Raw genomic sequence first — 26,954 nt, 5'->3', positions numbered from 1 at the left:
TTGCCGCATCGGGGTCAGGTGCGCCCGGGCGTCTGCAGGGCTCCAGCTCCCCGGCGAGCCAGCAAAGGGGCGTTCCGAACGCCCCCGCCGAGGTTCCGAGCGCCCCGTCGAGGTTCCGGATGTCCCCGTCGAGGTTCCGGATGTCCCCGTCGACCTGCCGCACGCCACGGTCCATATCCTGCAGGGCTCGGCGTCACCGCTCGTGATCGGCTCCGGCCGCCCCCGGGCGAGGCGATAAACTGGACGACCGCCCCCATATGCCCCCGATGAACGCCCGAATCGCCCCCATCGACGCTTCTTCCGGCTTTCAGCTGGTGTCCCCGTTCGGCCCGGCCGGCGACCAGCCGCAGGCGATCGAGAAGCTGATCGCCGGCTTCGAGTCCGGGCTGGCCAAGCAGACCCTGCTCGGCGTGACCGGGTCGGGCAAGACCTACACCATCGCCAACGTGGTCCAGGCGATCCAGAAGCCGACCCTGGTCATGGCGCCGAACAAGACTCTGGCCGCGCAGCTGTACGGCGAGTTCAAGGCGTTCTTCCCGCACAACGCGGTGGAGTACTTCGTCAGCTACTACGACTACTACCAGCCCGAGGCCTACGTGCCCTCCTCGGACACCTACATAGAGAAGGACAGCTCGATCAACGAGCATGTCGAACAGATGCGGCTGTCCGCGACCAAGGCGCTGCTGTCGCGCCGCGACACGATCGTGGTGGCAACGGTTTCGGCGATCTATGGCCTGGGCGCGCCGGAGGACTACCTCTCGCTGCGGCTGATCCTGTCGCGCGGCGAGCGCATCGATCAGCGCGAGCTGATCCGCCATCTGACCATGCTGCAGTACACTCGCAACGAAACCGAACTCACCCGCGGCACCTATCGCGTGCGCGGCGAAACCATCGACGTGCATCCGGCCGAGGAGGACGCCGAGGCGCTGCGCATCGAGCTGTTCGATGGCGAGGTGGAGAAGCTGTCGCTGTTCGACCCGCTGACCGGCGCGGCGATTCGGGTGGTGCCGCGCTACACGGTCTATCCTAAGACCCACTACGCCACGACCCGCGACCGCACGCTCAACGCGGTGGAGACGATCAAGGCCGAGTTGAAGGAGCGGCTGGAACAGCTGTACGCGCAGAACAAGCTGGTCGAGGCGCAGCGCCTGGCCCAGCGCACCCAGTTCGATCTGGAGATGATGGCCGAGGTCGGTTACTGCAACGGGATCGAGAACTACTCGCGGCACCTCACCGGGCACGCGCCCGGCGAGCCGCCGCCGTGCCTGTTCGACTACCTGCCGCCGGACGCGCTGCTGGTGGTAGACGAATCGCACGTGACCATTCCGCAGATCGGCGCCATGTACAAGGGCGACCGTTCGCGCAAGGAGACGCTGGTGGAGTTCGGATTCCGGCTGCCGTCGGCGCTGGACAACCGCCCGCTGAAGTTCGAGGAATGGGAGCTGCGCTCGCCGCGCAGCATCTACGTCTCGGCCACGCCGGGTCCGTACGAGCTGCGCGAAACCGAAGGCGAGATCACCGAACTGGTGGTGCGCCCCACCGGGCTGGTCGACCCGCAGGTCGAGATCCGGCCGGTCGCGACCCAGGTCGACGACCTGCTGTCGGAAATCAACGAGCGCGTGGCGATGGGCGACCGCGTGCTGGTCACCACGCTCACCAAGCGCATGGCCGAGAACCTGACCGAGTACTTGTCCGAGCACAACGTGCGCGTGCGCTACCTGCATTCGGACGTGGAAACGGTGGAGCGGGTGGAGATCATCCGCGACCTGCGCCTGGGCAAGTTCGATGTGCTGGTGGGCATCAACCTGCTGCGCGAAGGCCTGGACATGCCCGAGGTGTCGCTGGTGGCGATCCTGGACGCCGACAAGGAAGGCTTCCTGCGTTCGAGCGGCTCGCTGATCCAGACCATCGGCCGCGCCGCGCGCAACCTGCGCGGCAAGGCGATCCTGTATGCGGATTCGGTGACCAAATCGATGCGTGCGGCGATCGACGAAACCGACCGGCGCCGGCAGAAGCAGGTGGAGTACAACGCCGCGCACGGCATCACCCCCGCGAGCGTGGTGCGCGCGATCATGGACGTGATGGAGGGCGCGCGTGCCGAGCCGGGCGAGGTCCAGCGCGGGCGCGGCCGGGGCCGCAAGGTGGCCGAAGAGGCGGAGGACTACGCGACGCTTTCGCCATCGCAGATCGCCAGCCGGATCAAGGCGCTCGAGCAGAAGATGTACCAGCATGCCCGCGACCTGGAATTCGAGGACGCCGCCCGCGTGCGCGACCAGCTGCGCCGGCTGAAAGATGCCAGCCTGGGGTAGGTCGAGCCTACGGCTGTGGAAGCGGCCTTGGCCGCGATTGCTTTTGACCCGGGCCGCAGTGGAAGGCAATCGCAAGCGAGCTCGTTCCCACAGCCGGGCCCGAAGGTTGTCCGGCAACCGCCCGCCGGGCTAGAATTCGCGCCCCTTGCGGGGTTTTCCGGGCGGTTAGCTCAGCGGTAGAGCACTACCTTGACATGGTAGGGGTCACAGGTTCGAACCCTGTACCGCCCACCACGCGATGCGTGGTTCCCGGTAATTCCGGCAATGCAACGAGGTGCGACATGAGGACTACCGTGCTCCAGCGCTAACGCACCCGAGGCCCAGTTCCAGCGGAAGGCGCCCCCGGGCGCTTTTTTTGTTTCCGGAGCTTTCCGGCCTGCTTGCGGGAGCGACGTCAGTCGCGAGCTCCCGCAAGTCCCAGAATCGCGACTGACGTCGCTCCTACAAAGATCATCATGGTCACGATCACCCTTCCCGACGGCAGCCGCCGTGAGTTCGACACCCCGGTCTCGGTCGCGGACGTCGCCGCATCCATCGGCCCCGGCCTGGCCAAGGCCGCGCTTGCCGGCAAGGTCGACGGCAGGCTGGTCGATACCAGCCATCGCATCAACCACGACGCGGCGCTCGAGATCGTCACCGACAAGCATCCCGATGCGCTTGACGTGCTGCGCCACTCCACCGCGCACCTGCTGGCGCAGGCGGTGCAGCGCCTGCACCCGGGCGCGCAGGTCACCATCGGCCCGGTCATCGAGAACGGCTTCTACTACGACTTCGCCTACGAGCGTCCGTTCACGCCCGAGGATCTGCCGGCGATCGAAGCCGAGATGCAGAAGATCGTGAAGGAAGCGCAGCCCGTCTCGCGTCGTGTGATGTCGCGAAACGAGGCCACCAAGTTCTTCCGCGACATGGGCGAGGAGTACAAGGCGCAGATCATCGAGGCGATCCCCGCCGACGAGGAGCTCTCGCTGTACGCGCAGGGCGAATTCACCGACCTGTGCCGCGGCCCGCACGTACCGTCCACCGACAAGCTGCGCAGCTTCAAGCTGATGAAGGTGGCCGGCGCCTACTGGCGCGGCGACCACAACAACGCGATGCTCAGCCGCATCTACGGCACCGCCTGGCTCAACGACAAGGACCTCAGGGCCTACCTGACCCAGCTGGAGGAAGCCGAGAAGCGCGACCACCGCCGGATCGGCAAGCAGCAGGACCTGTTCCACCTGCAGGAAGAAGCGCCCGGCCTGGTGTTCTGGCACCCCAAGGGCTGGAGCATCTGGCAGGTGGTCGAGCAGTACATGCGCCGCGTCTACCGCGAGACCGGCTATGGCGAGGTGCGCTGCCCGCAGATCCTGGACGTGTCGCTGTGGCAGAAGTCCGGCCACTGGGACAATTACAAGGACAACATGTTCTTCACCGAGTCCGAGAAGCGGACCTATGCGGTGAAGCCCATGAACTGCCCCGGCCATGTGCAGGTTTTCAACCAGGGCCTGCACAGCTACCGCGACCTGCCGATCCGCTACGGCGAGTTCGGCGCCTGCCACCGCAACGAGCCCTCGGGCGCCCTGCACGGCATCCTGCGCGTGCGCGGCTTCACCCAGGACGACGGCCATGTGTTCTGCACCGAGGCGCAGATCGAGTCCGAGGTGACCGCCTTCCACCGCCAGGCGATGCAGGTCTACGCGGACTTCGGCTTCACCGACGTCCAGCTCAAGATCGCCCTGCGCCCCGAGCCGCGGCTGGGCGACGATGCGACCTGGGACCGTGCCGAGGCGGCGCTGCGCAACGCCCTGCGGGCCGCCGGGGTGGACTGGCAGGAGCTGCCGGGGGAGGGCGCCTTCTACGGCCCGAAGATCGAATACCACCTCAAGGACGCCATCGGCCGGACCTGGCAGCTGGGCACGATGCAGGTCGATTTCATGATGCCGGGTCGCCTGGGCGCTGAATACGTGGACGAGCACAGCCAGCGCCAGACCCCGGTGATGCTGCACCGGGCCATCGTCGGGTCGATGGAGCGCTTCATCGGCATCCTGATCGAGCACCACGCCGGCAGCTTCCCGGCCTGGCTGGCCCCGATCCAGGCGGTGGTGGCCAATATCACCGATGCCCAGGCGGACTGGGTCGAGGAGGTGAGAAAAACCCTTGCAAATCAAGGGTTCAGGGTCGAAGCTGATTTGCGCAACGAGAAGATCGGCTATAAGATCCGCGAGCACACGCTGCAGCGCGTGCCGTACCTGCTCGTGGTGGGGGACCGCGAGAAGGAAAGCGGGGCAGTGGCCGTGCGCACGCGCGGCGGGGAAGACCTGGGAACCATGTCCGTGGCCGACTTCGCACAACGCTTGCGTACCGAAGCGCTGTAGCATCTGCGGCGCAAGCCGAGCCCGTCCGCAACGATCGTGCGGTCGGAACGTTCCATTTTGGAGATTGCAACATCAGTACACCGGAAAAGCAGAACCGCCGTAACCAGGAGATCCGCGTCCCACGCGTGCGCGTGATCGGCAGCGACGGCGAGATGATCGGCGTGTTGTCGCGCGACGAGGCGCTGGCCATGGCCGAGGAAGAGGCGTTGGATCTCGTGGAGATCCAGCCCAACGCGGACCCGCCGGTCTGCAAGATCATGGACTTCGGCAAGTTCAAGTTCGAGCTGCAGAAGAAGGCCAACGAGGCCAAGAAAAAGACCAAGCAGGTCGAGATCAAGGAAATGAAGTTCCGCCCGGTCACCGACGAGGGCGACTACCAGATCAAGCTGCGCAACATGCGCCGCTTCCTGGAAGAGGGCGACAAGATCAAGGTCAACATCCGCTTCCGTGGCCGCGAGATGAGCCATCAGGAACTCGGCCGCGAGATGGCGGCGCGGATCGAAGCCGACCTGGGCGATGACATCGTGATCGAATCGCGCCCGCGCCTGGAAGGGCGGCAGATGGTGATGATGATCGCGCCGAAGAAGAAATGAATCCCGCCACCTGCGGGTGGCGATGCCGGCCGCTGCACTCCCCCTGACGAGAGCGCGCAGCCGCAGGGCGGGCCCTGGCCCGCCTTCCCCAAGATCCAGCAACGTAAAGTGGGTCCTGGTGCAGTGTTCTTTGGATCCAGGGATCCCCGGCTTGGCGGCGTCGCCGCTTCGAAGACGCTCCGCCATGCGCGGTCCGGATTTTTATCCGGATGGCGGGCCAGGGCCCGCCCTACAGGCCTGATTTGCAAGGAAAACCGCTACCCTGCATAATGCGCGGCTCGCTGTGCCGGTATGCTCTGGCCATGCGTGTGGACCCGTCGTCTTCCGAACGCCTCGGCCTTTGGGATCAACGACTTACCAACCGGCACGGGCAGGACGGAAAGCCCGGCTTTCGGAGCAAGGCCTTTGCAGGGCCGCGACCCAGTCGCAACGCACCGGGAGCTGGCGCCCAGGCCAGTCATCGATTTCGCAAGGACATCTCTCATGCCCAAGATCAAGACCAATCGGGCGGCGGCCAAGCGCTTCCGGAAGACCGCTTCCGGCAAGTACAAATGCGGCCACGCCAACAGAAGCCACATCCTCACCAAGAAAGCGACCAAGCGGAAGCGCAACCTGCGGCAGACGAACCACGTCCGCCCGGAAGACGCCGGCCGTCTGGACCGCATGCTGCCGTATTTGTGAGGAGATAAGACATGGCACGAGTCAAGCGTGGTGTCACGGCGCGCCGCCGTCACAAGAAAGTCATTCGCCAGGCCAAGGGTTATTACAACGCCCGCCGCAAGGTTTTCCGCGTCGCCAAGCAGGCGGTCACCAAGGCACTGCAGTACGCCTACATCGGTCGCAAGCTGAAGAAGCGCCAGTTCCGCAGTCTGTGGATCGCGCGCATCAATGCCGCTTCGCGCATGTACGGCCTGAGCTACAGCCGCTTCATGAACGGCCTGCAGAAGGCCGGCATCACCCTGGACCGCAAGGTCCTGGCCGACATCGCGGTGCATGACCTCGCCGGTTTCGGCACGCTGGCCGAAGCGGCCGGCAAGGCGCTGAACCTCGAAGTCAAGAAGCCGGTCAGCCTGCCGCGCTTCGTGCGCGAGGTCCCGGCCAAGGCCGAGGCCACGTCGGGCGCTGCTTCGAAGAAGAAGGCGCCGGCCAGGAAGACTGCCGCCAAGGGCGACAAGGCGCAGGACGGCCAGGCCGCAGCGTAAGGCGCGGTCTCCCCGCGAGTCGTCACCAGTGGGGAAGGGCGCAGGTCCTTCCCCATTTTGTTTTCATCGTCGTCATCCCGGTGCAGCCTGCCCCCGAGAGGGCAGGGGTCCAGTGTCCTGAGGCGTCGTTCGGCGCCTGCGACAACAGGTCCATGGGTCCACCCTGTCTCACAGGGCAGCCTTCCGGGTGGCGATTCGGGATTTCGAGGCTGATCGGCGAATGAGCGAAATCGAATCGTTGTCGAAGCAGGCGGTGGCCGACATCGCGGCGGCGCAATCGCCAGACGCGCTGGAAGGACTGCGGGTTTCGTTGCTCGGCAAGCACGGCAGCGTCACCGCGCTGCTGAAGTCGCTGGGAACGCTGCCTGCCGAGCAGCGCAAAGCCGCGGGCGAAGAGATCAACCGTGCGCGCGATGCGATCGGCGCGGCTCTGGCCGCGCGCAAGCTGGCCCTGGACGATGCGGCGCTGGACGCGCGCCTGGCCACCGAAACGATCGACGTGACCCTGCCCGGACGCGATGCCGGGCGCGGCGGGCTGCACCCGATCAGTCGCACCATCGAGCGCATGGAGAACATTTTCGCGCGTCTGGGCTACGAACTCGCCGACGGCCCCGAGATCGAGGACGACTGGCACAACTTCGAAGCATTGAACTTCCCGCCGCACCATCCGGCGCGGGCGATGCACGACACGTTTTATTTCGGCGACGGCCGCCTGCTGCGCACCCACACCTCGGGCGTGCAGGTGCGTTACATGGACGCGCACAAGCCGCCGCTGCGGATGATCGCGATCGGCAAGGTCTACCGGTCCGACTCCGACCAGACCCATACGCCGATGTTCCATCAGTGCGAAGGCCTGCTGGTCGACGAGCACGCTAGCTTCGCCGATCTCAAGGGCACGCTGGTGGAGTTCGTGCGTGCGTTCTTCGAGCGCGACTTCGAGATGCGCTTCCGGCCGAGCTACTTCCCCTTCACCGAGCCATCAGCCGAAGTGGACATCGCCTGGCAGCAGGCCGATGGCTCCACCCGCTGGCTTGAAGTGCTCGGCTGCGGCATGGTCCATCCGAACGTGCTGCGCAATGTCGGGATCGATCCGGAGCGGCATACCGGCTTCGCCTTCGGCATGGGCATCGAGCGCCTGGCCATGCTGCGCTATGGCGTGGACGACCTGCGCAGCTTCTTCGACAACGACGTGCGGTTCCTGCGGCAGTTCGCCTGAAGGCGGGGATTGGGGATTGGGGGTTCGTCAAGGCGGCGACCCCGGCTCCTGATCTCCAATCCAGAATCCAGAATCCCGAATCCCCAAATTTCAGAATGAAATTTTCAGAAAACTGGCTGCGCCAGCACGTACAGACCGACGCGAGCCGCGACGAACTGGCCGCGACGCTGACCGCGATCGGTCTGGAAGTCGAAGAGCTCACGCCGCTGGGCGAAGGTCTTGATGGCGTGGTCGTGGCGCAGATTCTCGGCGCCGAGCCCCATCCGGAGGCCGACAGGCTGCAGGTGTGCAGCGTCGACGCGGGGCAGGGCGCTCCCTTGCAGATCGTATGCGGCGCACCGAACGCGCGCGTGGGCCTGAAGGCGCCGCTCGCCACGATCGGTGCGCAAGTGGGCGAGCTCACGATCAAGGCGGCCACGCTGCGCGGCGTGGAGTCGAACGGCATGCTCTGCTCAGCGAAAGAGCTGGGCCTCGACACCGATGCCTCCGGCCTGCTCGAACTTCCCGACGACGCGCCGGTCGGCAGCCCGCTGGCCGAATATCTCGGCCTGCCCGACGCCAGCTTCGAGCTCAAGCTCACGCCGAACCGCGCCGACTGCTTCAGCGTTCGCGGTATCGCCTATGACGTGGCCGCGGCGAGCGGCAGCGAAGTGGTTGTATTCGACGCCACGCCGATGCCGGCCTTGAACGACAGGACGCTGGTGGTCGAACTGGACGCCGGGCCCAGGGTGCCGCGGTTCGTCGGCCGCGCGATCGAGGGCGTGAATGCCAACGCACGGACGCCGGTGTGGATGGGCGAACGCCTGCGCCGTAGTGGCGTGCGGCCGATCAGCTTCCTGGTCGACGTGACCCAGTATGTGATGCTTGAACTCGGCCAGCCCATGCATGCCTTCGACCTCGATACGCTGGCGCAGCCGATCGTGGTGCGCGCGGCCCGCGCGGGCGAGCAGGTCAGGTTGCTCGACGGCCGCACGGTGGCAGTGGACGAAGATTTCCTGGTCGTCGCCGACAGCCAGGGCGGCCATGGGGCACGCGCTGTCGCGTTGGGCGGCATCATGGGCGGCTACGACACCCGTGTCGCCGACGCCACCCGGAACGTGTTCCTGGAAGCCGCGCACTGGATTCCGTCGGCGATCATCGGCCGCGGCCGCAAGCTCGGCCTGCATACCGATGCCGGTCATCGCTTCGAACGCGGGGTCGACCCGGAACTGCCGCGCCACGCGATCGAGGTGGCGACGCGCCTGATCGTGGAGATCGCAGGCGGTGCGCCCGGCCCGGTCACCGAAGCGGTGCGTGCCGATGTGCTGCCGCAGCCGCGCCGCATCGGACTGCGTCGCGCGCGCCTGGCGCGTCTGCTCGGCACCGCAATCGGCGACGCCGAGGTCGAGCGGATCCTGCGCGCGCTCGGCCTGGAGGTCGCCGCGAATGCCGATGGCTGGGACGTCACGGCGCCGACCCGCCGTTTCGACCTGGCCATCGAGGAAGACCTGGTCGAGGAAATCGCACGCATCCACGGTTACGACGCGATCCCCGCGACGCTTCCAGGCGGGTCGGTGCAGATTGCCGCAGGCACCGAAACCCGGATCGATGAAGCGGCGGTGCGTCGCCAGCTGGCCGCGCGCGACTATCTGGAAGCGGTGAACTACGCCTTCGTCGACAGTGCGCTGCTCGGCAAATGGCGCGCCGATGCCGGTGTAGTGCCGCTGGCCAATCCGCTGAGCGCGGAGCTGGCGGTGATGCGCACGCAGCTGCTGCCCGGGCTGGTGGACGCGCTGGCACGCAATGTCGCGCGCCAGCAGCCGCAGGTCCGGTTGTTCGAGATCGGCAAGGTCTTCGCCGACGATCCGGGCAATCCGCCGCGCGAAACCTTGCGGATCGCCGCGGTCGCCTGCGGCGATGCGCGGCGCGAACAGTGGGGCGTAGCGGCGCGCGGCGTGGATTTCCACGACCTGAGCGGCGATCTGGAGAGCCTGGCGGCCTTGGCTGGTGCCACGCTGGAGTACCGGCCATCGCAGGCACCGCATGGCCACCCGGGCCGGTCCGCCGACGTGTTCCGCGATGGGCATGCGATCGGCTGGATCGGCCAGCTGCATCCGCGGCTGCAGCGTGCGCTGGATATCGACACAGAGGCGGTCGCCTTCGAGCTGGACCTCGAGCCGTTGCTGCGGCGCCGGATTGCCCGTGCGGCCGCGCTGTCGCGTTATCCGTCCGTCCGCCGCGACCTCGCGTTCGTCGTTCCGGACGCCGTGCCATGGGCGTCGGTCTCGGAAACGGTGAAAGCGGCCGCGGGCCCGGTTTTGCGGGAGCTGCGGCTGTTCGACCGCTATCTCGGCAAGGGGGTCGAACCCGGTTTCAAGAGTCTCGCTATAGGCTTGATTCTGCAGGAAGATTCCCGCACCCTGACCGACCGCGATGTAGACGGGGTGGTGGCCGCGGTTATGGCTGCCCTGCAACGCGACCATGCCGCGGCGATCCGCGGCTGACGGGGAAGGCGAAGATGGCGTTGACCAAGGCGGAAATGGCGGAGCGGCTGTTCGACGAAGTCGGGCTGAACAAGCGCGAGGCGAAGGAATTCGTCGACGCCTTCTTCGACGCGCTGCGCGAATCGCTCGAGCGTGGGCGCCAGGTCAAGCTTTCGGGCTTCGGCAATTTCGACCTGCGCCGCAAGAACCAGCGACCCGGCCGCAATCCCAAGACCGGCGAAGAAATCCCGATTTCCGCGCGCACCGTGGTCACCTTCCGTCCTGGGCAGAAGCTCAAGGACCGGGTCGAGGCGTACTCCAGCGGGGTGCCGCATGCTTGATCCGGGCAGCAATCGCGAACTGCCGCCGATCCCGGCCAAGCGCTACTTCACCATCGGCGAAGTCAGCGAGCTGTGCGATGTGAAACCGCACGTGCTGCGCTACTGGGAGACCGAATTCCCCAGCCTCAAGCCGGTCAAGCGGCGCGGCAACCGCCGCTACTACCAGCGCCACGACGTGCTGATGGTGCGCCAGATCCGCGGCCTGCTGTACGAGCAGGGCTACACCATCGGCGGCGCGCGCCTGCGCCTGGAAGGCGACGGAGCGAAGGAGGAATCCGCGCTCAGCTCGCAGATCGTGAAGCAGGTGCGGCAGGAACTGGAAGAGATCCTGCAGCTGCTGCGGCGCTGAACCGCCCCTGGGTGCGCGGGGCCATTGCCGCGATTGCCGTTCTACGCAAAATCCGGCCGGGGAACAGGAATCGCGGCCAAGGCCGCTCCCACAGACGCTATAATCCTGCCCACCGGGGTATAGCGCAGCCTGGTAGCGCACTTGTCTGGGGGACAAGTGGTCGTCGGTTCAAATCCGGCTACCCCGACCAATTCAAGCGATCCATGAAACCTGTTTTCATGAAGCGCTCCGCAACGCCCGGCTCGCCGGGCGTTTTGTTTGGGAGCGCCGATGGCAGGATGCCCGCGGTCCGCAATCTTCCGTGTTGAATGCCATGGCCCTACGCCGTCCCTTGCTGCTGCTGCTCGTCCTTGCGCTCGGGATCGCCGCGACCGCCTCCGCGCAGGACCCGGCACCCGCGCCCGCCGCACCGCCGATAGCGACCCCGACCGCAGGCGCGCCCGAAATTCCGATCCGTGACCTGGAGGCCGTCGTTGTCACCGGCGTGCAGCCCGGTCCCGGGCTGTGGCGGGTCAGCAAGGGCGGCCATGTGATGTGGGTGCTCGGCACGCTCTCGCCGCTGCCGCGCGGAATGCAGTGGGACTCTGGCGCGATCGAGAAGGCGATTTCGCAATCGCAGGAAGTGCTGTTCTCGCCTTCGGTCGAGATCAAGACCGATCGCGGTTTCTTCGGCAACCTCGTTCTGCTCCCGAGTGCGCTCAAGGCGCGGCGCAATCCGGACGGCAAGCGCCTGCAGGACGTGGTCACCCCGGAGCAGTACGCCCGCTGGCAGGTGCTCAAGGCCAGGTACATCGGCGGCGATCGCGGCATCGAGCAATGGCGGCCGGTGTTCGCGGCGTTGGAGTTGTACGACAAGGCGATTCGCAAGTCGGGCATGAGTGCGCGTGGACTGATCGGGCCGACGGTCACGAAGCTCGCGAAGCGCCACGGTGTGAAGGTCAGCAACCCCAAACTCATGATCACCATCAGTCAGCCCAGGCAGGCGCTGAAGGAATTCGCGAACACGTCGCTCGAAGACCTGGACTGTTTCGGCAAGACCATGGACCGGATAGAAACGGACCTGGGCACCATGGTCGCGCGCGCCAACGCCTGGGCCATCGGCGACATCCAGACCCTGCGCGAACTGCCTTACGGCAACCAGTTCACGACCTGTTCGGCGGCCTTCAGCAGCGCCGCGCTCGCACGCAAGCATGGCGTGGCCGACATGGCCGGACAGATGCAGAACAAATGGCTCGCGGCGGCGGAGTCCGCGCTGATGCGCAATCACACGACCTTCGCCACGCTGCCGATCGCCGAGCTGCTGAAGAGCGATGGCTATCTCGCCCGGCTCGAGGCCAAGGGTTATACGGTCGAAGCGCCCTGACCAGCAGCGCTCCTACGGCGCGGAGACCTGCATCGCCGCCTTCTTGCCCATCAGGAAGGCATGCAGCATCTCGGTCGACAGGCCATGCAGGGTCAGGCGAAAACCGGCGCGCAGGGTGGACATGGGCACGAGCGGATGCCGGTTGTTGAGCAGGATCAGATGCTCGCGCGCGTCGAGGATGGTGGCCGAGTACAGGCCGATGGTTTCGTCCAGCTGCAGCGAATTGGTCGCCCGCCAGAAATCGCTGTCGGTCAGCAGCAGCTGGTAGATCGGGGTGAACAGCTCGATCGAGCTTTGCAGATCGAGGAAATTGCGCCGGCGCCGCGGCATGTCGGCGAGTTCCAGTGATGGGCGCACGATCATCGACAGGTCCGGCGCGGGCACGTGCTCCAGGCTGCGCCCGGATTCGCGCAGGTTCTGGTTGAGGCGGATAACGAAGTTGTAGAGGTTGAGGTCGTGGACCAGGAACATGTCCTCGCGCACGTCTTCGATCCTGAGCGGCTTGAGCGGATTGGTCGCGGTGTCGGTGCCGGAGTTGCGGGCGATGAATGCGAGCACCTGCGAGCCCAGATGGAAGTGGCGCAGGATCAGCCAGTTCGCTTCGGGCCGGATGAAGTTCTCCATGCCCCAGGCCAGCAGTCGGTGCAGCTGGCGCGAGAACGCCCAGCGGCGCGGCGTGAACGTCTTGACCACCTGGAACAGCACGATCAGCGTGCGCGCGAACGGGCGCACGAACGGCAGCACGAACTGGCGCGAGCGCGAGCTGGAATCCGCCAGCCAGGCACGCTTCACCTCCTCGTCCAGCGGCGTGCTCCGGTCGAGGTAGAGCGCAAGCCAGGGGCTGGGATCGCGCGGGTCGTAGGCCTGTTCGAGGAAGTCGGGCGTATGTTTCATGGCGGGCTGTCAGGATTCGACCGTGAGGTCGCGACGGCATCGGGGCACCCGGCTCGGCCTGGCGCAGGCACGTTCCGATGTGCGGCGCCTTGCAAGGCGGCCGGGCGTCATGGGGTGATGTGTTCGAACTGCATCAGGTAGAGCTCCGCGGTGCGCCGGGCGGTGTCGATGATCGCACGCGCGCCTGCGCCGTCGGCATCGTGGTCCAGCACGATCTCGACCGCCCGCAGCCAGCGCAGCAGGTGGTGCTCGTCGTTGGCGCCGTGGTACTCGAGAAAGCGGAACGCATCCGCGGGCAGGCCATCTGCAGCGCCGGTCAGGCTGACCTTCATCAGCGGCAGCAGGGCAGGGATGATGCGCTGGCCGGTCCCCTCGATGATGTAGATGGCGCCGAGCAGGCCGAGCGGGTTCGGGGTGGCCGCCAGCGCGTGCAGGTAGCTGTTCAGCGCTTCGCCGCCGGGATTGCGGCGCAGCAGGTCGATGTCCGCGACGCATCCGCCGGCTTTCCGGTAATCCTCGAACAGGATCATGTAATCGTCCTGCTCGTCGCCGGCATGGGTTTCGATCAGCGCGCGCAGGGCGTCGTAGGGCGGAAGGACAGACGCCGCGCCTTCGCGCATCCACTTGCTGCCCTCGCGCACCTGCGGGATCCAGTGCCCCATCCATCGTACATAGTCCGCCTGATCGAAGCGCCGCTCGCGCAGCTTGCGGATCAGCGGCGTACGCCAGGCGCGGGACCGGTAGGAATGCCATACCGCGGCCAGCTCCGCGAGCAGATGACGGAGCGCTTCGGGAGCATCGGCGGGGTCGTGCGGCGGCGCGATGACATCGTCGTCAGCAGCCGGCATCGGAATCCCGGCAGGACGGAAGGAGAAGGATTCGCCGGGGACATCCGCTGCTTCCACTTCGATCAGTGCAAACGCCACGGTGAACCGTCCCGATTCCGGGATGAAGCACAGGATCTGCTGGCCTGGTGCCACCTGGCGAGTGCGCAGGAACTCGTCGAGCATGATGAAGATCGAAGCCGCACCCGTGTTGCCGCGTGTGGTGAGGTTGCTGTACCAGCGCTCGCGGGGGATCGACAGCCCGGCTTTGTGCATCAGCTCGTCGACCACCGGTGCGAACTTTTCGGACGAGTAATGGCAGAGGAAATGATCGACCCGCTCCGGCTCCAGCCATCCATCCTTCGCCAGCTGCGCGTACTCATGGATCCCGACATCGAACAGGTGCGGCAGCAGACGGATGTCCTGGCGCAGGAACAGCGCGCCGTCGGCCTCCGCTTCCTGCCACGATGCGTAGTCCAGATGCGAGCGCGAACGGTCCGGCGTCAGCCCCAGCTGCATGCACACGGGGTAGTCGCCGGAGAACGAGCGCTGGTGCATGAAACGCAGGCGCAGCCGCACCCCGGCGCGCGACTGCGGCGAGGACGTCAGCAGCAGCGAACCGGCGCCGTCGGACAGCATCCAGCGCAGGAAGTGCGCATCGAAATCGGCATCGTAGCCGCGTGCCGCGTAGCGCGAGCGCTTGAACAGGCGCGAAGGCATCTCCGCCGCGGCCACCAGCGCATGCGCATGCGAACCCAGTTCGACCGACGCCGCGGCCGCTTCCCAGGCGCCGACGCCGGAGGCGCAGATCCCGTGGCTGGAGAAGGTCTGCATCGGCGGCGCCGACATCTGCCCGAGCACCATGCTGGCGAAGCCGGGCATCAGCGCATCGCCGCCCGAAGTGCCGCAGGCGAGCAGGCCGATCTCGTCGATACGAAGGCGGGCATCGGCCAGGCAGTCGGCGATGGCGTTGGCGGCCATGGCGGAGCAGGCATGCACGGTGCGGCCTTCGGGATCGATCGCGTAATGGCGTGCGCGGATCCCGTTTTCCGCCAGGATCCGGCGCTTGATGCGACCGGAAAGACGCGTCAACGGGGCGATGTAGGCATCCATGCCGTCGTTGTCGACGGGCGGGCCGGGCAGGAATCGGCCGGTGCCCTGGATCCAGGTGCGTTCGAAGCGGAGTGGCATGCAGCGTCCTGCGAGGGGGAAGGGGTCGAGCCGGCGTCAGCGATGCGGCGCCGCGTCGCCGTCGATTTGAGTGCCCGAAAGCCGGTCGAACACCGGCAGCAGGAACCCGTAGTTGCCGTGGTAGCGCGCGTGGTGCAGGGCATGGCGGCGGCTGGCGCCGAGCAGCCCGCGCGCGGGCGCGCTGCGGCTGAGCTCGTAGTTGGCGTGACCCAGGACGTTGAGCAGGATGCTCAGCACCGGGAGGCACAGCAGCGCCTCGAAGCTGAAATCGTGCAGCAGCATCGGCACCAGCGGCACGCTGCCGAGCAGCAGCGCCTCGACCGGATGGAAGGCGTAGGTCGAGAACGGCGTGGGAACGTGCGAGCGGTGGTGATCGGCATGGAACCGTCGCAGTACCCGTGTGTGGAGCAGGCGGTGGCAGGCATAGAAGTGCAGCTCGTTCCAGAGGAACAGTGCCGCGACCTCGGCAGCGACCCGCACCGCCGACGGATCCGGCGTCAGACTCGCCCAGCCCAGCTTCAGGATGGCCCAGGGGAACACCACCCCGGCACCGAAGATCAAGATCGAAACGCATGCCTGTGCAATCTCGCGGCGGTACTGGTCCGCGGGCAGCTCACGCGGATCGAGTGTCCGCCCGAAGCCGATGCGCGGCAGCGCCACGCGCGTCAGCCACAGGGCCGCCAGTGCCGTCGCGAAATACAGCACGGCGAAGTAGGCGGTTCCTGACGTCATGACCTGCCATGCGTTGCGCGAGACGAACCACTCGCCCACCTGACGTTCCCTGCTCGTTTGCGGTCGCACGCACTATAGCGAAGGCGATCTTGCGATATCAGCACCGCCCGCACCCCGGGTCTGACGAGTCCGGTGGCTCGTGCCGAGACCCCGGCGTCGCCAGGCTGGAGACCTCAGTCGTGAGGCTTGCCCAGCAGGTGCGCGCGCAGGTCGGCGTCGTGGCCGGGAATGCGGAAGGTGCCGTAGCAAAGCAGCCGCAGGATCGCGCGTGGGCGGCGATGCCAGCTGGCCCACGCCAGCGGCGAGTCTCCGTATGCATCCTTCGCGTCCAGCGCCGCGCCTGCGTCGAGCAGCAGGCGGATGGTGCGCTCGCCACCGAACGCAGCAGCGCGATGCAACGGCGTTTCGCCACGGGTGCGGCAATCACGCATGAAAGCACCGGTTTCGGCATGTGGCCGGGTCGCCCGATTGGAATCGGCGCCATGGGCCAGCAGCACCTCCATCGCCAGGTCGTAGCGGACGCGGTCGTCGTTCGCCAACACCGCATGCAACGGCGTCTCGCCGGTATCGGGCAAGGGCCGGTTGGGGTCGGCACCGTGCTCCAGAAGGAACTGGCATAGCTGCCAGTGGCCGTGGAACGCCGCGCCGTTGAGGTCGTGGTTGTCCCCGAGCGAGGCCAGCGACTCGCCATGTTCGAGCAGGTGCCGGATCGCGGACACGTCGCCGTAGTAGGCGCACCAGCGGATCAGCGATACCCCATCCGCATCCGCGGCGGTGGCGAGGCCACCGTGTGCGACGTGGTCGAAGACCAGATCGGTCCGTCCGTTGGCGATGCGCTGGAACATGGTCCCTGCGACGCGGCCGTTTATCCCGCAGCGGCTGAAAGGGGCGTCCGCGGCGCCAGCAGGTCCGGCCAGCGAGCCTGTACCGCGGCGCGGATGCCGTCGGTGTCGAGTCCGGCTTCGCTGAGCAGGTCCTCGCGGCTCGCATGGTGCTGAAATTCGTCTGGCAGCCCCAGGTGCAGGATCGGCATGGAGATGTTCTCCGCAGCCAACAGTTCCGCCACCGCGGAACCGGCGCCGCCCATCACGACATTGTCTTCAAGGGTGACGAAGCCTTCGTGGCTCTGCGCCAGTTCCAGGATCAGCGCGCGGTCCAACGGCTTGACGAAGCGCATGTTGACGACGGTCAGGCCAAATTCCTCGCCCACCTGTTCGGCGGCCGGCACGATCGCGCCGAACGCGAGCAGCGCGATGCGCGAACCGCGGCGGCGAAGCTCCGCCTGGCCGATGGGCAGCGTGTCCAGATCGGCCCGCACGGCAACACCCGGGCCGGTGCCGCGTGGATAGCGCACCGCGGCCGGACCGGCATGCGCGAAGCCGGTGCTGAGCATCTGCCGGCATTCGTTCTCGTCCGCGGGCGCCATCACGACCATGTTCGGCACGCAGCGCAGATAGGACAGGTCGAGGTTGCCGGCGTGGGTGGCGCCATCCGGGCCGACGACGCCACCACGGTCGATCGCGAACAGCACGTCCAGTTTCTGGATCGCAACGTCGTGGACCAGCTGGTCGTAGCCACGTTGCAGGAACGTCGAATAGATCGCGACCACCGGCTTGGCGCCTTCGCAGGCCATGCCGGCGGCGAGCGTGACCGCATGTTGTTCGGCGATGGCGACGTCGAAATAGCGATCCGGATATTCCCTGCTGAAGCGCACCAGCCCGGAGCCTTCGCGCATCGCCGGGGTGATGCCGAGCAGTCTGTCGTCGGCTGCGGCCATGTCGCAGAGCCAGTCCCCGAACACGTCGGTATAGGTCGGTTTCTTCGCGCCCGCCTTCGCCACGACGCCCTGCGACGGATCGAACGGGGACACGGCGTGATAGCCGATCTGGTCGTCTTCGGCGAGCTCGTATCCCTTGCCCTTGGTGGTGATCACGTGCAGCAGCTGCGGACCCTTGAGCTTCTGCAGGGTCTTGAGCGTGGCCACCAGCGCGTGGACGTCGTGCCCGTCGATCGGCCCGGTGTAGTGGAAGCCCATCTCCTCGAACAGGGTGGAGGGCACGAACATGCCCTTCCAGTGCTCCTCCCAGCGGCGCACGAAGCGCGCAGTGCCGCTGCTGCGCTTGTCCCCGAGGATCTTCTTGCCGCCCTCGCGCAGCGCGTTAAGGGTGCGGCTGCCGGTCACGCGCCCGAGCATCCGGGTCATGCCGCCGACGTTCTCGCTGATCGACATGCGGTTGTCGTTGAGGATCACCAGCAGGCTGGGTTCGGGATCCATGCCGCCGGCGTGGTTGAGCGCCTCATAGGCCATGCCGGCGGTCATCGCACCATCACCGATCACCGCGACCACGCGGCGGTCGTTGCCTGCGCGCGCGTTGGCGATGGCCATGCCCAATGCCGCCGAAATCGAGGTCGATGAGTGGCCCACGCCGAAGGTGTCGTAATCGCTTTCCTCGCGCTTCGGGAACGGCGCCACCCCGTCCTTCTGCTTGACCGTGTGGATGCTGTCGCGGCGACCGGTCAGGATCTTGTGCGGATAGCATTGATGGCCGACATCCCAGACGATGCGATCCTCCGGCGTGCGGTACAGGTAGTGCAGGGCAGTGGTGAGTTCGATCACACCCAGCCCGGCACCGAAATGACCACCCGACTTTCCGACCGACTCGATCAGATACGCACGCAGTTCTTCGGCGACCGCCGGCAATTCGGCCTCGTCGAAGGTGCGCAGGTCGGCGGGGCTGTCGATACGCGACAGCCGGGGATAGCGGGTGGAGTCGATCATCCGTGCATTGTAAATCCGCGCGCGGGGGACGGTCGGCACGGCGGCCTGCGTGTTCAGGCCCGCGCCGGTGGGAGCGGTTGCGACCGCGGCCCCGCCGCAGGCCGTGCCCGTGGTGGACTCAGCGGCCGCGCAGACGCCCGAACAGGCCGGCGGCCTTGGGGGATTCGCCAGACTCGGGCGGGGTGGGGGCCACCAGCTCGGCATAGCCGGTGCGCAGGTTCGCGTTGATGAAGTCCGCCACTTCCTCGGCAGGAACTCCGCTGCCCGCGGCGATCTCGGCCACGGTCGCAGGGCCTTTCATCATCGCTGTGGCGATGCGGAAATGCTTCGGGAATTCGCGTTCGGTCTGCGGCCATTTCGCCAGCCGGTACCTGCCGTCCGGATCGTTGCCGGGGAGCAGCGCGCCGTGCCCGGCGAGCAGCCCGGCATACCACTGCAAGCGTGCGAGTGTCTGTGCCGCGCCCATCCCGGCGGTGGCGGAAGTCCAGGCGGCCTGGTCGAGCTGCTGAAGATCGGCCTGGCGGACGACGGCGTCGAACAGCCCGGCGAGCGGCTTGAGCCCGCCCGGGCCGTGATAGAGCCGTGCATCGGCGTCGAACACGATGCCGATGCCGTCACGCTCATAGCGCCAGCGGCCGGCCAGGGCCCCGGGCGCGAACCAGTCGGCAAGCGTCGGATCGCGCGGTGGCGCCGGGGCAGGTTCGGGTTCTGCGACCGACGCGGCAGCGACGGGCTCGAGCGCCGCGGCCGGTTCCGCCGGTGCCATGGCCTCTTCGTCCGTCGCGATGGGTTGTTCTTCCGGCAGCAGGTCCGCCGGAGCGGGGGCCGGCGTGGAGGAGGAGGGTGGGGCCTCGGCATGCGGCTCGGGGATCCCTGGCGCCGCAGGCGTGACGTCCGCCGGCGCATGCGCATCGATTTCCGCCAGTAGCCTGCCCAGCGTGCGGCCGTTGAACGGCCGCTCGAGCCGATGATCGGCCTGGGTTCTCGGCGAGCTCGTCAGTCCGACCACCTGCTTTCCGGCGGCATGCAGGCGGATCCAACTCATCGGACCGTACATGCTGTCCATGTCGACGATGACGGCGTCCGCTTCGGCTTCGCCCGTCAGCTCCCAGCGATCACCCAGGGCTGACCGCGCCTGCTGGAAGGCAGCGCGCAGATCGGCCTCGGTGGTCGAATCCATGCCGGTGATGCCGAGCTTGCGAACCATCCTGTCCTCCCCTGCGGACCAAAGGCGGCAGTCTAGCGGCTTGCGGATCGACGGACTGCGAAACAATGTGCGTTCCGGGCCCGCCAGCACATCCCAGATTCGTTACCTCTGGTGCGCGGGACGCCCGTCCCGCACCGAACGCCCGTGCTTGGACTGGCCGGGCATCCGGCCGACCTGCGGTCGAGTCAGTTGAAGCGGGGTTTGCGCTTGGGCAGATGGTTCTTCAGGAACGCCATCTGGTCGGCCAGGATGTTGCGGTTCGACAGGATCAGGTGTTCCACCCAACTCGGCCGGTAGGGCACCGCAAGCAGCGGCATCGACGCCTGTTGCGGCGTGCGCCCACCCTTGCGCGAATTGCAGTGGAAGCAGGCGGCGACCACGTTCTCCCAGGTGTCGCGCCCGCCCTTGGAGAGCGGCATGACATGGTCGCGGGTGAGCTGCTGGCGGTGGAATTCGCGCCCGCAGTACAGACATAGCGACTGGTCGCGTGCAAACAGGGCGGCGTTGGTCAGCGCCGGTGTCGGATCGAACGACTGCGGGCGCACATGGCCGCGCGCGGCGATGATCGGATGCAGTTGCATGAAGCTGCGCTCGCCGGTCTGGCGGCAAGTGCCGCCATGCACGGTCAGGCACGGATCGCCCAGCGTCCAGGCGACCGCCTCGCGCGCATACAGGCAAGCGGCATCCTGCCAGCTCATCCAGTCGAGCACGCGGCCGTGGGCGTCGAGCGAGAGCAGGCGCACCGCGTCGAGACGGGCCGGAAGGACGAGGGGGGATACGAGGTCGCCGGAATTGTCGATGATCCCGGCGGTGGCCCCGGAACGGATCAGGCGAAGCTTCGCTCTGTCGGTCTCCATGGGAGCAACAGCTTATACGCCTTTGTTTACTTTTTGTGTAGGTCGGCAAAGGGCCTCGGTTGTCCCCGCGTTCCTCTGCGGGCGCGGACCAGTGGCGGGGTGCTTCCGGCTGCTGCTCGACGCCGGGTTGGCGACGCCGCCCGCACCCCGGGGCGAGGTGAGGGCCCGGGGTCGCTACAGGGCGTCTGCCTCGGCTGTCATCAACGGCGCCGCGCCGGAACGGATGCTCGCCGCATGGGCCAGCGTGCGCGGCAGGATGCGCGCGAAGTAGAAGCGGGCGGTTTCGCGCTTGGTGTCCCGGAACGCCTGCGATTGCGCGGAAGCATCGGTCGCCGCGACGCTGCGCGCCCACCAGTAGGCCAGCGCGACATAGCCCGAATAGAACAGGTAGTCCCAGGCCGCCGCGCCGATCTCGTCCGCGTTGGCCATCGCACGCTTGCCGATCTCGAGCGTGAGCTGTTGCCACTCGCCGGCCTTTTCGCGCAGCGGCGCGATGAACTCCGCGAGCGCCGCATCACCCTCGTTGGCCTTGCAGAACTCCTCGATCATGCCGAGGAACACGCGCAATCCCGCCGCCTGCCCCTGGATGGTCTTGCGCCCCATCAGGTCCAGTGCCTGGATGCCGGTTGTGCCTTCGTACAACGTGGTGATACGCGCATCGCGGGCAAGCTGTTCCATGCCGTGCTCGGCGATGTAGCCGTGGCCGCCGAAGCACTGCAGGGCGTGATAGGTGCATTCCACGCCCCATTCGGTGAGGCAGGCCTTGACGATGGGGGTGAGGAAACCAAGCAGCGCATCGGCCTGCGCCTTTTCCTGCTCATCGTTCGAATGCCCGACGACATCGACCAGCGATGCGGCGTGGTAGCCGAGCAGGCGTCCGCCTTCCACCAGCGCCTTCTGGGTCAGCAGCATGCGGCGCACGTCCGGATGCACGATGATCGGATCGGCCGGCTTGTCGGGGAACTTCGCGCCGGAGAGCGAGCGCATCTGAAGGCGTTCGCGCGCGTAGGCGAGTGCGTTCTGGTAGGCGCGGTCGGACAGCCCCAGGCCCTGCAGGCCCACCGCCAGGCGTGCGGTGTTCATCATCACGAACATCGCCACCAGGCCCTTGTGCGGCGCGCCGATCAGCCATCCTTGCGCATCGTCCAGGTTCAGCACGCAGGTGGCCGAGCCGTGGATGCCCATCTTGTGTTCGATCGCGCCGCAACGCACGCCGTTGCGTTCGCCCAGTTCGATCTGCCCATCGTCCTGTCGAACGACCCGCAGCTTGGGCACGATGAACATGCTGATGCCCTTGCTGCCGGACGGCGCGTCCGGCAAGCGCGCCAGCACCAGGTGCACGATGTTGTCGGTGAAGTCGTGCTCACCGGCGGTGATGAAGATCTTGGTGCCGCTGATCGCGTAGCTGCCGTCGTCGTTCGGCACGGCGCGGGTCTTGAGCAGGCCCAGGTCGGTGCCGCAGTGGGGCTCGGTCAGGCACATGGTGCCGGTCCATTCGCCCGATACCAGGCGCTTGAGGAAAACCTCCTTCTGCCAGGCGTCGCCGAAGTGCAGCAGCGCCTCGGTGGCGCCATGCGAGAGCAGAGGGAAGTTGCCCCAGGACAGGTTGGCGGCGTCGATCATTTCCTTGATCGGCACGCCGACGCTGTGCGGCAGGCCCTGGCCGCCGAACTCCGCGGGCGAAACCAGGCCGGGCCAGCCGCCCTCCACGTATTGCCGGTAGGCCTGGCTGAAACCGGGCGGCGTGGTCACCGCACCGGTAGCCTTGTCGTAGCTGCAGCCGACTTCGTCGCCGATGCGGTTGAGCGGGGCCAGCACGGTTTCGTTGAAACGCGCGCCTTCCTCCAGCACGGCATCCACGATGTCGCGCGTGGCGTCGGTGAACCCGAGGCGCTCGAACAGCGCTTCTGCCTGCAGGACGTCGTACAGCGCGAAGCGGATATCGGCCAGCGGGGCCTTGTAGGTGTTCATGCCTAGCTCTCACCAGAAACGATGCCGCAAGCATGGGCCGGCGGGCGAGGATATTTACTCGAATATGGCGCGATCGCGAGTTCGCGCAGCGCGGGTCGGCCGGCGGACGTCAGCGCAGCACGCCCGGCAGCCCCGGCACCGGGTTCAACGAGCTGTTGCGCTTGAGCTCGAAGCTGCGGGGTTTGCCGTCCTCGGGCGTGGCCTGGATCGTGCCTTCGAAGCTGTAGGAGACACCACGGTTGTCGGCGAGGGCGTCGGCCAATGCGATCTTGGCATCGGATCCGGGGATATGGGCCAGGGTGACGACGTCCGCGGATTCGGGGCCGATGCTGATCCCGGCGTTGCCCTGCAGCGTGCCTGCGGGTTGGCCGGCAAGCGTCAGCGGCAGGCTGATCGCATCGAACCGCATCGGAATGCTGCTGAAGTTTTCGATCCGCAGGTCCACCGACCAGCTGCCGTTGGCACGCACGCTGAGTTGCTGGATGCCCGCAGCCGGCTCCGAGACGCGGCGCGGGGGCCCGCCGGCGCAGGCGGCAAGCAGCAGGCACATGGCCATTCCCGATCCGATCGCGCGCTTCCAACCCATGCCGGTCCCCAGTGTCCGCGGAAGTCGGAGAATACTACTTGGCCTGAATCGCGACGGCGCACGGCGTCCGGCAAACAGAAAGGCCGCGCTCGCGCGCGGCCTCTTGCGATGATGACGATTTGTCCGAACGAAATGGTGGCCGGGGAGGGAATCGAACCCCCGACACGGGGATTTTCAATCCCCTGCTCTACCAACTGAGCTACCCGGCCACGGGCCGGTCAAACCGAGGGCGCGATGATACGGACGCGGGCCCTTCGCGGCAACCCGCATGGCCGCTGAATGCTGGGACGGAGCCATGTGGAGTCGCCGCCAGGCAGGCGCATCATCACGTTACACGGCTCCATGAGGAGGATGCCATGCGTCACTCCATTGTGCTGTTCGCAGCCGCGGCCCTGGCCAGTCTGTCCGCCTGCGCCACCGACCGGGCCCAGCGCGATGCCGACAAGCTGGCCTTGTACAACGCCCATGCGGGCGCTCCGGTCAACAAGTTCCGTTACTTCGGGAGCATCAACGGCTGGACGCCGCTCGGCGACGAGGCGATCGCGGTCTGGACGCGTCCGAACGAGGCCTATCTGCTGGATCTGACCGGCCCCTGTCCCGAAATCGAGTTCACCCCGGCGATCAGCATCACCAACACCTTCGGCCAGGTCAGCGTGCCGTTCGACAAGGTGATCGTGTACAGCCGCAGCGCGGTCAACGTGCCCTGCCATATCGCCCGGATCCGCCCGCTCGACATCAAGGCGATCAAGCAGGCCGAACGCACCGCCCGCAGCGCGGCTCAGGCTTCGGGCACGTAGCCGGCAGGCTTGTCGGCGCCGCCGGCGAACAGGAACTTCTCCATCTCGCCTTCGAGGAAGGCGCGGTGCTTGGGATCGAGCGGCGACAGCCGGTTTTCGTTGATCAGCATGGTCTGATGGGCCAGCCAGGCCGCCCACGCGGCCTTGCCGATGTGTGCGAACACGCGCTTGCCCAGCTCGCCGGGCCAGGGGACGAAGTCCAATCCTTCGGTATCGCGTTGTTCGTACTCGCAGAACACCTGGCGGGACATGTGCGTGCCTCGGATCCGGAAACGCCTATTGTAGGAGCGCCGCTTCGGGTGGCGGATTCTGCATGCGGGATGCGCCGGGTATGGGTCGCACGAGGGTTGCGGCCCGATCGTGCCCGTCGCGCCGACGCGGCGCTCCTACAGCGTGGCCTGCAGCAGCTTGCGAATCGGGGCGGGAATGCCCAGTGAGGACAGATCCGCAGGGGCGAACCAGCGCAGGCTGTCGTCGTCGGCGATCCGCGCGCGCAGCCCGACGCCGGCGAGCGCCAGCGGCTGCAGTTGCAGGCGATAGTGGGTGAAGCCGTGCGCGATCGGTTCGAGCGCGGCGATCGAGTCGTAGTCGGCGTCGACGCGGGCTTCGAACCAGGCGCGGGCGCTCGCGGCATCTTCCGCCTCCGGCAGCGACCACAACGCGGCCCAGATGCCGGTGGGTGGGCGGCGTTGCAGCAGCATCCGTCCGTGTGCGTCGCGCAGCAGCAGCACGATCGCATGACGTTGCGGCAGTGGCTTTCCGGGCCTGGGCGTGGGCAGTTCGGCCACGCGACCCTCGCGCAACGCCACGCAGTCGTCCTGCAGTGGACACAGGACGCAATCCGGTTCATGGCGCGTGCACAGGGTCGCGCCGAAATCCATCTGTGCCTGGGCGTAGTCGGCCAGGCGCGCATCGGGCAGCAGCGATCCGGCGATCGTCCACAAGCGCTTCTCGATCGCCGGGGTTCCCGGCCAGCCGTCCACGCCGAACACACGGCTCAGCACGCGTTTGACGTTGCCGTCGAGAATCGGGAAGGAGTCGCCCCAGGCTTGCGACAGGATCGCGCCTGCGGTGCTGCGGCCGATGCCGGGCAGGCGCATCAGCGCATCGAGATCGCGCGGCAGCTCGCCACCATGGCGTTCCACGCACAATTTCGCAGCCGCATGCAGGTTTCGGGCGCGCGCGTAGTAGCCCAGGCCCGACCACAGCGCGAGCACCTCGTCGAGCGGCGCGGTGGCGAGCGCGCGCACGTCGGCCAGCGTGGCGACGAAGCGTTCGAAGTAGGGGATCACCACCCGCACCTGGGTCTGCTGCAGCATGATTTCCGACAGCCACACCCGATATGGCGTGCGCGGATGTTGCCAGGGCAGGTCGTGACGGCCGTGGATGTCGAACCAGGTGAGGAGCTTCGCGGCGAAACCGCTTGATGTTTCGTCGGGTGCAGCCCCGGTCGATGCATCCCGAACGGAAGTCGAAGGCTTTGCGCCGGTTTTGCGCGGTTTGCTCATCGGAGGCGATGTCGGCGGCGATGCTGCGGACGAAGGCGCGGGCGATCGCGAGGCGTATCCGAATACTGCGGCCAACGGGTCACGGCGATCCCTCGACGTCCGGATCGTCGATCTCCACTTCCACGCCGTCCAGCTGCGCGCCGGAGATCTCAAGGCGTGGCGCCGTGATGGTGCCGTCGAGCGGCGGGATCGGCGAGCCGGCGCGCGCAGCCTTCATCCAGGCCAACACTTGGGACAGGCGGAACCGTCCGTCGAATCGGGTGTCGTCGCGGAGCAGGCGCAGGGTCGTGATATCGCTGGCATCGGCCTTGCCGACGTAGCCGAGCCGGAACGGCAGCGGCGAAGCGGACTGTCCGATCGGCGGCGGCAGCGCCGGCCAGGCGTCCTTCCATCCGGGCAGCTGCCCGGCGAGCCGGATGACCAGCCGGCGACCGGATGCGATCGCACCACGCGCATCCAGCGTCGGCAATACACCCTCGCCACGCAGCGCGACACCGACCGGTGCCAGCGTCCAGGTGGCTCCATCGAAGCGCAGGGGCCCGTGTACGCCGAGCACAAATGGCAGCCGGTCGGATGCGGCGGACGTACCGGATTCGTAGACCGCCGACATGGCCAGGCGGACCGGGGTGATGCGCAGCACCTGTTTTCTGCCGCCAGCGAGTTCGCCGCCCAGGTGCATGGGGCCGGACAGCCTGACGCGTGCGGGAAGTCGCCAGTCGTCGCGCGCGAACGTAATCGCGCCGATCGCCGCCGCGCCGACGTGGTTGGTCGGTCGGGTCAGCGCCACGTCGAGATCGAAGGCGATCGACGTCGGCGGATCCAGATAGCGGCCGGCCACGCGGGCATTGACCGGCTGCTCCGGGTGCAGCCGCGGCAGGTCGACTTCGACTCCGTCGATACGCCAGCCATCGCCGTCGACCCGGCCGCGGGTGACGGCCAGGCCATCGGTCAGGGTGGGAATCCTGGTCTTGCCGGGCGGACGTGTCGCCATCCAGTCCTGCAGTGCGCGCAGGTCGAGCACCGGTGCATCGAGTTCGACACGCGAGACCTCCAGCAGTGCGCCGCGCGAGCGGAGCGTCGCCCACGGCACCGCGATGGCGATGCGCTCGGCGCGGAGCAGTGCGGTCTTCGCGCCAGACGAGCGCGCGACGACATCGCGCACGATCAGCTGCGGCGTGCCACGCAGCCGGTATTCGCCGATCCCGGTTGCGGTGATCTCCAGCCCGAGCGCGGTGCCGACCTGTTGCAGGATCAGGCGGGTGACGTTCTCGGGCCGCAGCATCACCCGCAGCGAGAGCGCGAGCAGCAAGGCCAGTATGGCCAGCGCGCCCAGCCCGAGGGTCAGCCTGTGCTTCCTTCGCGCCGCGGCGGCAGGCACGTTCATGGCGTCGGGATCGCGAATGCAGGAAGACGTCTGCG

Annotated in this window: 22 protein-coding genes, 3 tRNA genes and 1 pseudogene; 13 read left to right on the top strand and 13 right to left on the bottom strand. The window is 67.2% G+C overall.

From position 1 onward, the window contains the following. The first annotated feature begins 266 nt into the window (after positions 1-266). The 12 genes and pseudogenes from uvrB to MC375_RS16295 all read left to right on the top strand — a co-directional run bounded on the left by uvrB (position 267) and on the right by MC375_RS16295 (position 12,189). The gene (gene uvrB, locus MC375_RS16350; RefSeq protein ID WP_242104477.1) at positions 267-2,309 is read left to right on the top strand and encodes an excinuclease ABC subunit UvrB; all 2,043 of its coding nucleotides are present in this window, start codon (positions 267-269) and stop codon (positions 2,307-2,309) included. A 159-nt stretch (positions 2,310-2,468) separates the two neighbouring features. Beyond that, positions 2,469-2,543, top strand: a tRNA-Val gene (locus tag MC375_RS16345). Positions 2,544-2,764: 221 nt separating this feature from the next. After that, positions 2,765-4,663, top strand: a complete 1,899-nt coding sequence (gene thrS / locus MC375_RS16340) for a threonine--tRNA ligase (RefSeq protein WP_242104476.1) — start codon at positions 2,765-2,767, stop codon at positions 4,661-4,663. 71 nt (positions 4,664-4,734) lie between these two features. Then, entirely contained in the window at positions 4,735-5,256 is a 522-nt protein-coding gene (infC, locus tag MC375_RS16335; RefSeq protein WP_242104641.1) for a translation initiation factor IF-3, read from the top strand. A 483-nt stretch (positions 5,257-5,739) separates the two neighbouring features. Beyond that, positions 5,740-5,937 (top strand): 50S ribosomal protein L35, encoded by a 198-nt coding sequence (gene rpmI / locus MC375_RS16330; protein WP_006449141.1) that lies wholly within the window; start codon positions 5,740-5,742, stop codon positions 5,935-5,937. Positions 5,938-5,948: 11 nt separating this feature from the next. Continuing rightward, positions 5,949-6,287 (top strand): annotated as a pseudogene (gene rplT, locus MC375_RS16325) (50S ribosomal protein L20); the annotation flags it as partial. Positions 6,288-6,678: 391 nt separating this feature from the next. Then, positions 6,679-7,674, top strand: a complete 996-nt coding sequence (gene pheS / locus MC375_RS16320; protein ID WP_242104475.1) for a phenylalanine--tRNA ligase subunit alpha — start codon at positions 6,679-6,681, stop codon at positions 7,672-7,674. A 95-nt stretch (positions 7,675-7,769) separates the two neighbouring features. Beyond that, positions 7,770-10,157 carry a phenylalanine--tRNA ligase subunit beta gene (gene pheT, locus MC375_RS16315; RefSeq protein ID WP_242104474.1) on the top strand — a complete coding sequence of 796 codons (2,388 nt, stop codon included), beginning with the start codon at positions 7,770-7,772 and terminating at the stop codon, positions 10,155-10,157. A 14-nt stretch (positions 10,158-10,171) separates the two neighbouring features. Continuing rightward, positions 10,172-10,477, top strand: coding sequence for an integration host factor subunit alpha (locus tag MC375_RS16310; protein WP_242104473.1), 306 nt, complete (start codon positions 10,172-10,174; stop codon positions 10,475-10,477). Further along, complete coding sequence (locus tag MC375_RS16305; RefSeq protein WP_242104472.1) at positions 10,470-10,826, top strand: MerR family transcriptional regulator; 357 nt, start codon at positions 10,470-10,472, stop codon at positions 10,824-10,826. Before MC375_RS16310 ends, MC375_RS16305 begins: the two co-directional genes overlap by 8 nt. Before the next feature lie 113 nt (positions 10,827-10,939). Continuing rightward, positions 10,940-11,016, top strand: a tRNA-Pro gene (locus tag MC375_RS16300). Positions 11,017-11,139: 123 nt separating this feature from the next. Further along, the gene (locus MC375_RS16295) at positions 11,140-12,189 is read left to right on the top strand and encodes a TraB/GumN family protein (RefSeq protein WP_242104471.1); all 1,050 of its coding nucleotides are present in this window, start codon (positions 11,140-11,142) and stop codon (positions 12,187-12,189) included. Positions 12,190-12,201: 12 nt separating this feature from the next. Here the strand turns inward: MC375_RS16295 and MC375_RS16290 are convergent, their stop codons facing one another. The 10 genes from MC375_RS16290 to MC375_RS16245 all read right to left on the bottom strand — a co-directional run bounded on the left by MC375_RS16290 (position 12,202) and on the right by MC375_RS16245 (position 23,439). After that, positions 12,202-13,083, bottom strand: a complete 882-nt coding sequence (locus MC375_RS16290) for a hypothetical protein (RefSeq protein ID WP_242104470.1) — start codon at positions 13,081-13,083, stop codon at positions 12,202-12,204. A gap of 107 nt (positions 13,084-13,190) precedes the next feature. After that, positions 13,191-15,098, bottom strand: a complete 1,908-nt coding sequence (locus MC375_RS16285; protein ID WP_242104469.1) for a 3-oxoacyl-[acyl-carrier-protein] synthase III C-terminal domain-containing protein — start codon at positions 15,096-15,098, stop codon at positions 13,191-13,193. 36 nt (positions 15,099-15,134) lie between these two features. Next, entirely contained in the window at positions 15,135-15,830 is a 696-nt protein-coding gene (locus MC375_RS16280; RefSeq protein WP_242104468.1) for a sterol desaturase family protein, read from the bottom strand. Between the two features lie 173 nt (positions 15,831-16,003). Then, on the bottom strand, positions 16,004-16,675 hold the full coding sequence (locus MC375_RS16275; RefSeq protein WP_242104467.1) for an ankyrin repeat domain-containing protein: 672 nt from the start codon (positions 16,673-16,675) through the stop codon (positions 16,004-16,006). Between the two features lie 20 nt (positions 16,676-16,695). Further along, positions 16,696-18,609 carry a 1-deoxy-D-xylulose-5-phosphate synthase gene (gene dxs / locus MC375_RS16270; protein ID WP_242104466.1) on the bottom strand — a complete coding sequence of 638 codons (1,914 nt, stop codon included), beginning with the start codon at positions 18,607-18,609 and terminating at the stop codon, positions 16,696-16,698. Between the two features lie 118 nt (positions 18,610-18,727). Continuing rightward, positions 18,728-19,816, bottom strand: a complete 1,089-nt coding sequence (locus tag MC375_RS16265; RefSeq protein ID WP_242104465.1) for a hypothetical protein — start codon at positions 19,814-19,816, stop codon at positions 18,728-18,730. Between the two features lie 185 nt (positions 19,817-20,001). Next, positions 20,002-20,673 carry an HNH endonuclease gene (locus MC375_RS16260; RefSeq protein ID WP_242104464.1) on the bottom strand — a complete coding sequence of 224 codons (672 nt, stop codon included), beginning with the start codon at positions 20,671-20,673 and terminating at the stop codon, positions 20,002-20,004. Between the two features lie 174 nt (positions 20,674-20,847). Further along, complete coding sequence (locus tag MC375_RS16255) at positions 20,848-22,644, bottom strand: acyl-CoA dehydrogenase C-terminal domain-containing protein (RefSeq protein ID WP_242104463.1); 1,797 nt, start codon at positions 22,642-22,644, stop codon at positions 20,848-20,850. A gap of 109 nt (positions 22,645-22,753) precedes the next feature. Then, positions 22,754-23,200, bottom strand: a complete 447-nt coding sequence (locus MC375_RS16250; protein ID WP_242104462.1) for an LEA type 2 family protein — start codon at positions 23,198-23,200, stop codon at positions 22,754-22,756. 163 nt (positions 23,201-23,363) lie between these two features. Beyond that, positions 23,364-23,439: transfer RNA gene (locus MC375_RS16245), tRNA-Phe, on the bottom strand. A gap of 147 nt (positions 23,440-23,586) precedes the next feature. On the opposite strand from MC375_RS16245, the gene MC375_RS16240 reads away from it, so the two are divergent. After that, positions 23,587-24,027, top strand: a complete 441-nt coding sequence (locus MC375_RS16240; RefSeq protein ID WP_242104461.1) for a DUF6491 family protein — start codon at positions 23,587-23,589, stop codon at positions 24,025-24,027. Here the strand turns inward: MC375_RS16240 and MC375_RS16235 are convergent. From MC375_RS16235 to MC375_RS16225, 3 genes are all read right to left on the bottom strand, one after another. Beyond that, positions 24,009-24,278 (bottom strand): oxidative damage protection protein, encoded by a 270-nt coding sequence (locus MC375_RS16235; RefSeq protein ID WP_242104460.1) that lies wholly within the window; start codon positions 24,276-24,278, stop codon positions 24,009-24,011. The genes MC375_RS16240 and MC375_RS16235 overlap by 19 nt on opposite strands. 135 nt (positions 24,279-24,413) lie before the next feature. Next, positions 24,414-25,535, bottom strand: coding sequence for an A/G-specific adenine glycosylase (mutY, locus tag MC375_RS16230; RefSeq protein WP_242104459.1), 1,122 nt, complete (start codon positions 25,533-25,535; stop codon positions 24,414-24,416). A gap of 79 nt (positions 25,536-25,614) precedes the next feature. Continuing rightward, positions 25,615-26,919, bottom strand: a complete 1,305-nt coding sequence (locus MC375_RS16225) for a hypothetical protein (protein WP_242104458.1) — start codon at positions 26,917-26,919, stop codon at positions 25,615-25,617. Between the last annotated feature and the right edge of the window lie 35 nt (positions 26,920-26,954).

The sequence above is a fragment of the Lysobacter sp. M2-1 genome, assembly GCF_022662495.1.
In the GTDB taxonomy this organism is placed as follows: Bacteria; Pseudomonadota; Gammaproteobacteria; order Xanthomonadales; family Xanthomonadaceae; genus JAKPBU01.
Note: the sequence above shows the minus strand (reverse complement) of the source record. Positions and strands in the feature narration are given on the sequence as shown.

What these genes read in the sequence shown, in the direction of transcription:
- uvrB (WP_242104477.1), top strand. Translation starts at nt 267, where the DNA reads ATGAACGCCCGAATCGCCCCCATCGACGCTTCTTCCGGCTTTCAGCTG.
- thrS (WP_242104476.1), top strand. Translation starts at nt 2,765, where the DNA reads ATGGTCACGATCACCCTTCCCGACGGCAGCCGCCGTGAGTTCGACACC.
- rpmI (WP_006449141.1), top strand. Translation starts at nt 5,740, where the DNA reads ATGCCCAAGATCAAGACCAATCGGGCGGCGGCCAAGCGCTTCCGGAAG.
- pheS (WP_242104475.1), top strand. Translation starts at nt 6,679, where the DNA reads ATGAGCGAAATCGAATCGTTGTCGAAGCAGGCGGTGGCCGACATCGCG.
- pheT (WP_242104474.1), top strand. Translation starts at nt 7,770, where the DNA reads ATGAAATTTTCAGAAAACTGGCTGCGCCAGCACGTACAGACCGACGCG.
- MC375_RS16310 (WP_242104473.1), top strand. Translation starts at nt 10,172, where the DNA reads ATGGCGTTGACCAAGGCGGAAATGGCGGAGCGGCTGTTCGACGAAGTC.
- MC375_RS16305 (WP_242104472.1), top strand. Translation starts at nt 10,470, where the DNA reads ATGCTTGATCCGGGCAGCAATCGCGAACTGCCGCCGATCCCGGCCAAG.
- MC375_RS16295 (WP_242104471.1), top strand. Translation starts at nt 11,140, where the DNA reads ATGGCCCTACGCCGTCCCTTGCTGCTGCTGCTCGTCCTTGCGCTCGGG.
- MC375_RS16290 (WP_242104470.1), bottom strand. Translation starts at nt 13,083, where the DNA reads ATGAAACATACGCCCGACTTCCTCGAACAGGCCTACGACCCGCGCGAT.
- MC375_RS16285 (WP_242104469.1), bottom strand. Translation starts at nt 15,098, where the DNA reads ATGCCACTCCGCTTCGAACGCACCTGGATCCAGGGCACCGGCCGATTC.
- MC375_RS16280 (WP_242104468.1), bottom strand. Translation starts at nt 15,830, where the DNA reads ATGACGTCAGGAACCGCCTACTTCGCCGTGCTGTATTTCGCGACGGCA.
- MC375_RS16275 (WP_242104467.1), bottom strand. Translation starts at nt 16,675, where the DNA reads ATGTTCCAGCGCATCGCCAACGGACGGACCGATCTGGTCTTCGACCAC.
- dxs (WP_242104466.1), bottom strand. Translation starts at nt 18,609, where the DNA reads ATGATCGACTCCACCCGCTATCCCCGGCTGTCGCGTATCGACAGCCCC.
- MC375_RS16265 (WP_242104465.1), bottom strand. Translation starts at nt 19,816, where the DNA reads ATGGTTCGCAAGCTCGGCATCACCGGCATGGATTCGACCACCGAGGCC.
- MC375_RS16260 (WP_242104464.1), bottom strand. Translation starts at nt 20,673, where the DNA reads ATGGAGACCGACAGAGCGAAGCTTCGCCTGATCCGTTCCGGGGCCACC.
- MC375_RS16255 (WP_242104463.1), bottom strand. Translation starts at nt 22,644, where the DNA reads ATGAACACCTACAAGGCCCCGCTGGCCGATATCCGCTTCGCGCTGTAC.
- MC375_RS16250 (WP_242104462.1), bottom strand. Translation starts at nt 23,200, where the DNA reads ATGGCCATGTGCCTGCTGCTTGCCGCCTGCGCCGGCGGGCCCCCGCGC.
- MC375_RS16240 (WP_242104461.1), top strand. Translation starts at nt 23,587, where the DNA reads ATGCGTCACTCCATTGTGCTGTTCGCAGCCGCGGCCCTGGCCAGTCTG.
- MC375_RS16235 (WP_242104460.1), bottom strand. Translation starts at nt 24,278, where the DNA reads ATGTCCCGCCAGGTGTTCTGCGAGTACGAACAACGCGATACCGAAGGA.
- mutY (WP_242104459.1), bottom strand. Translation starts at nt 25,535, where the DNA reads ATGAGCAAACCGCGCAAAACCGGCGCAAAGCCTTCGACTTCCGTTCGG.
- MC375_RS16225 (WP_242104458.1), bottom strand. Translation starts at nt 26,919, where the DNA reads ATGAACGTGCCTGCCGCCGCGGCGCGAAGGAAGCACAGGCTGACCCTC.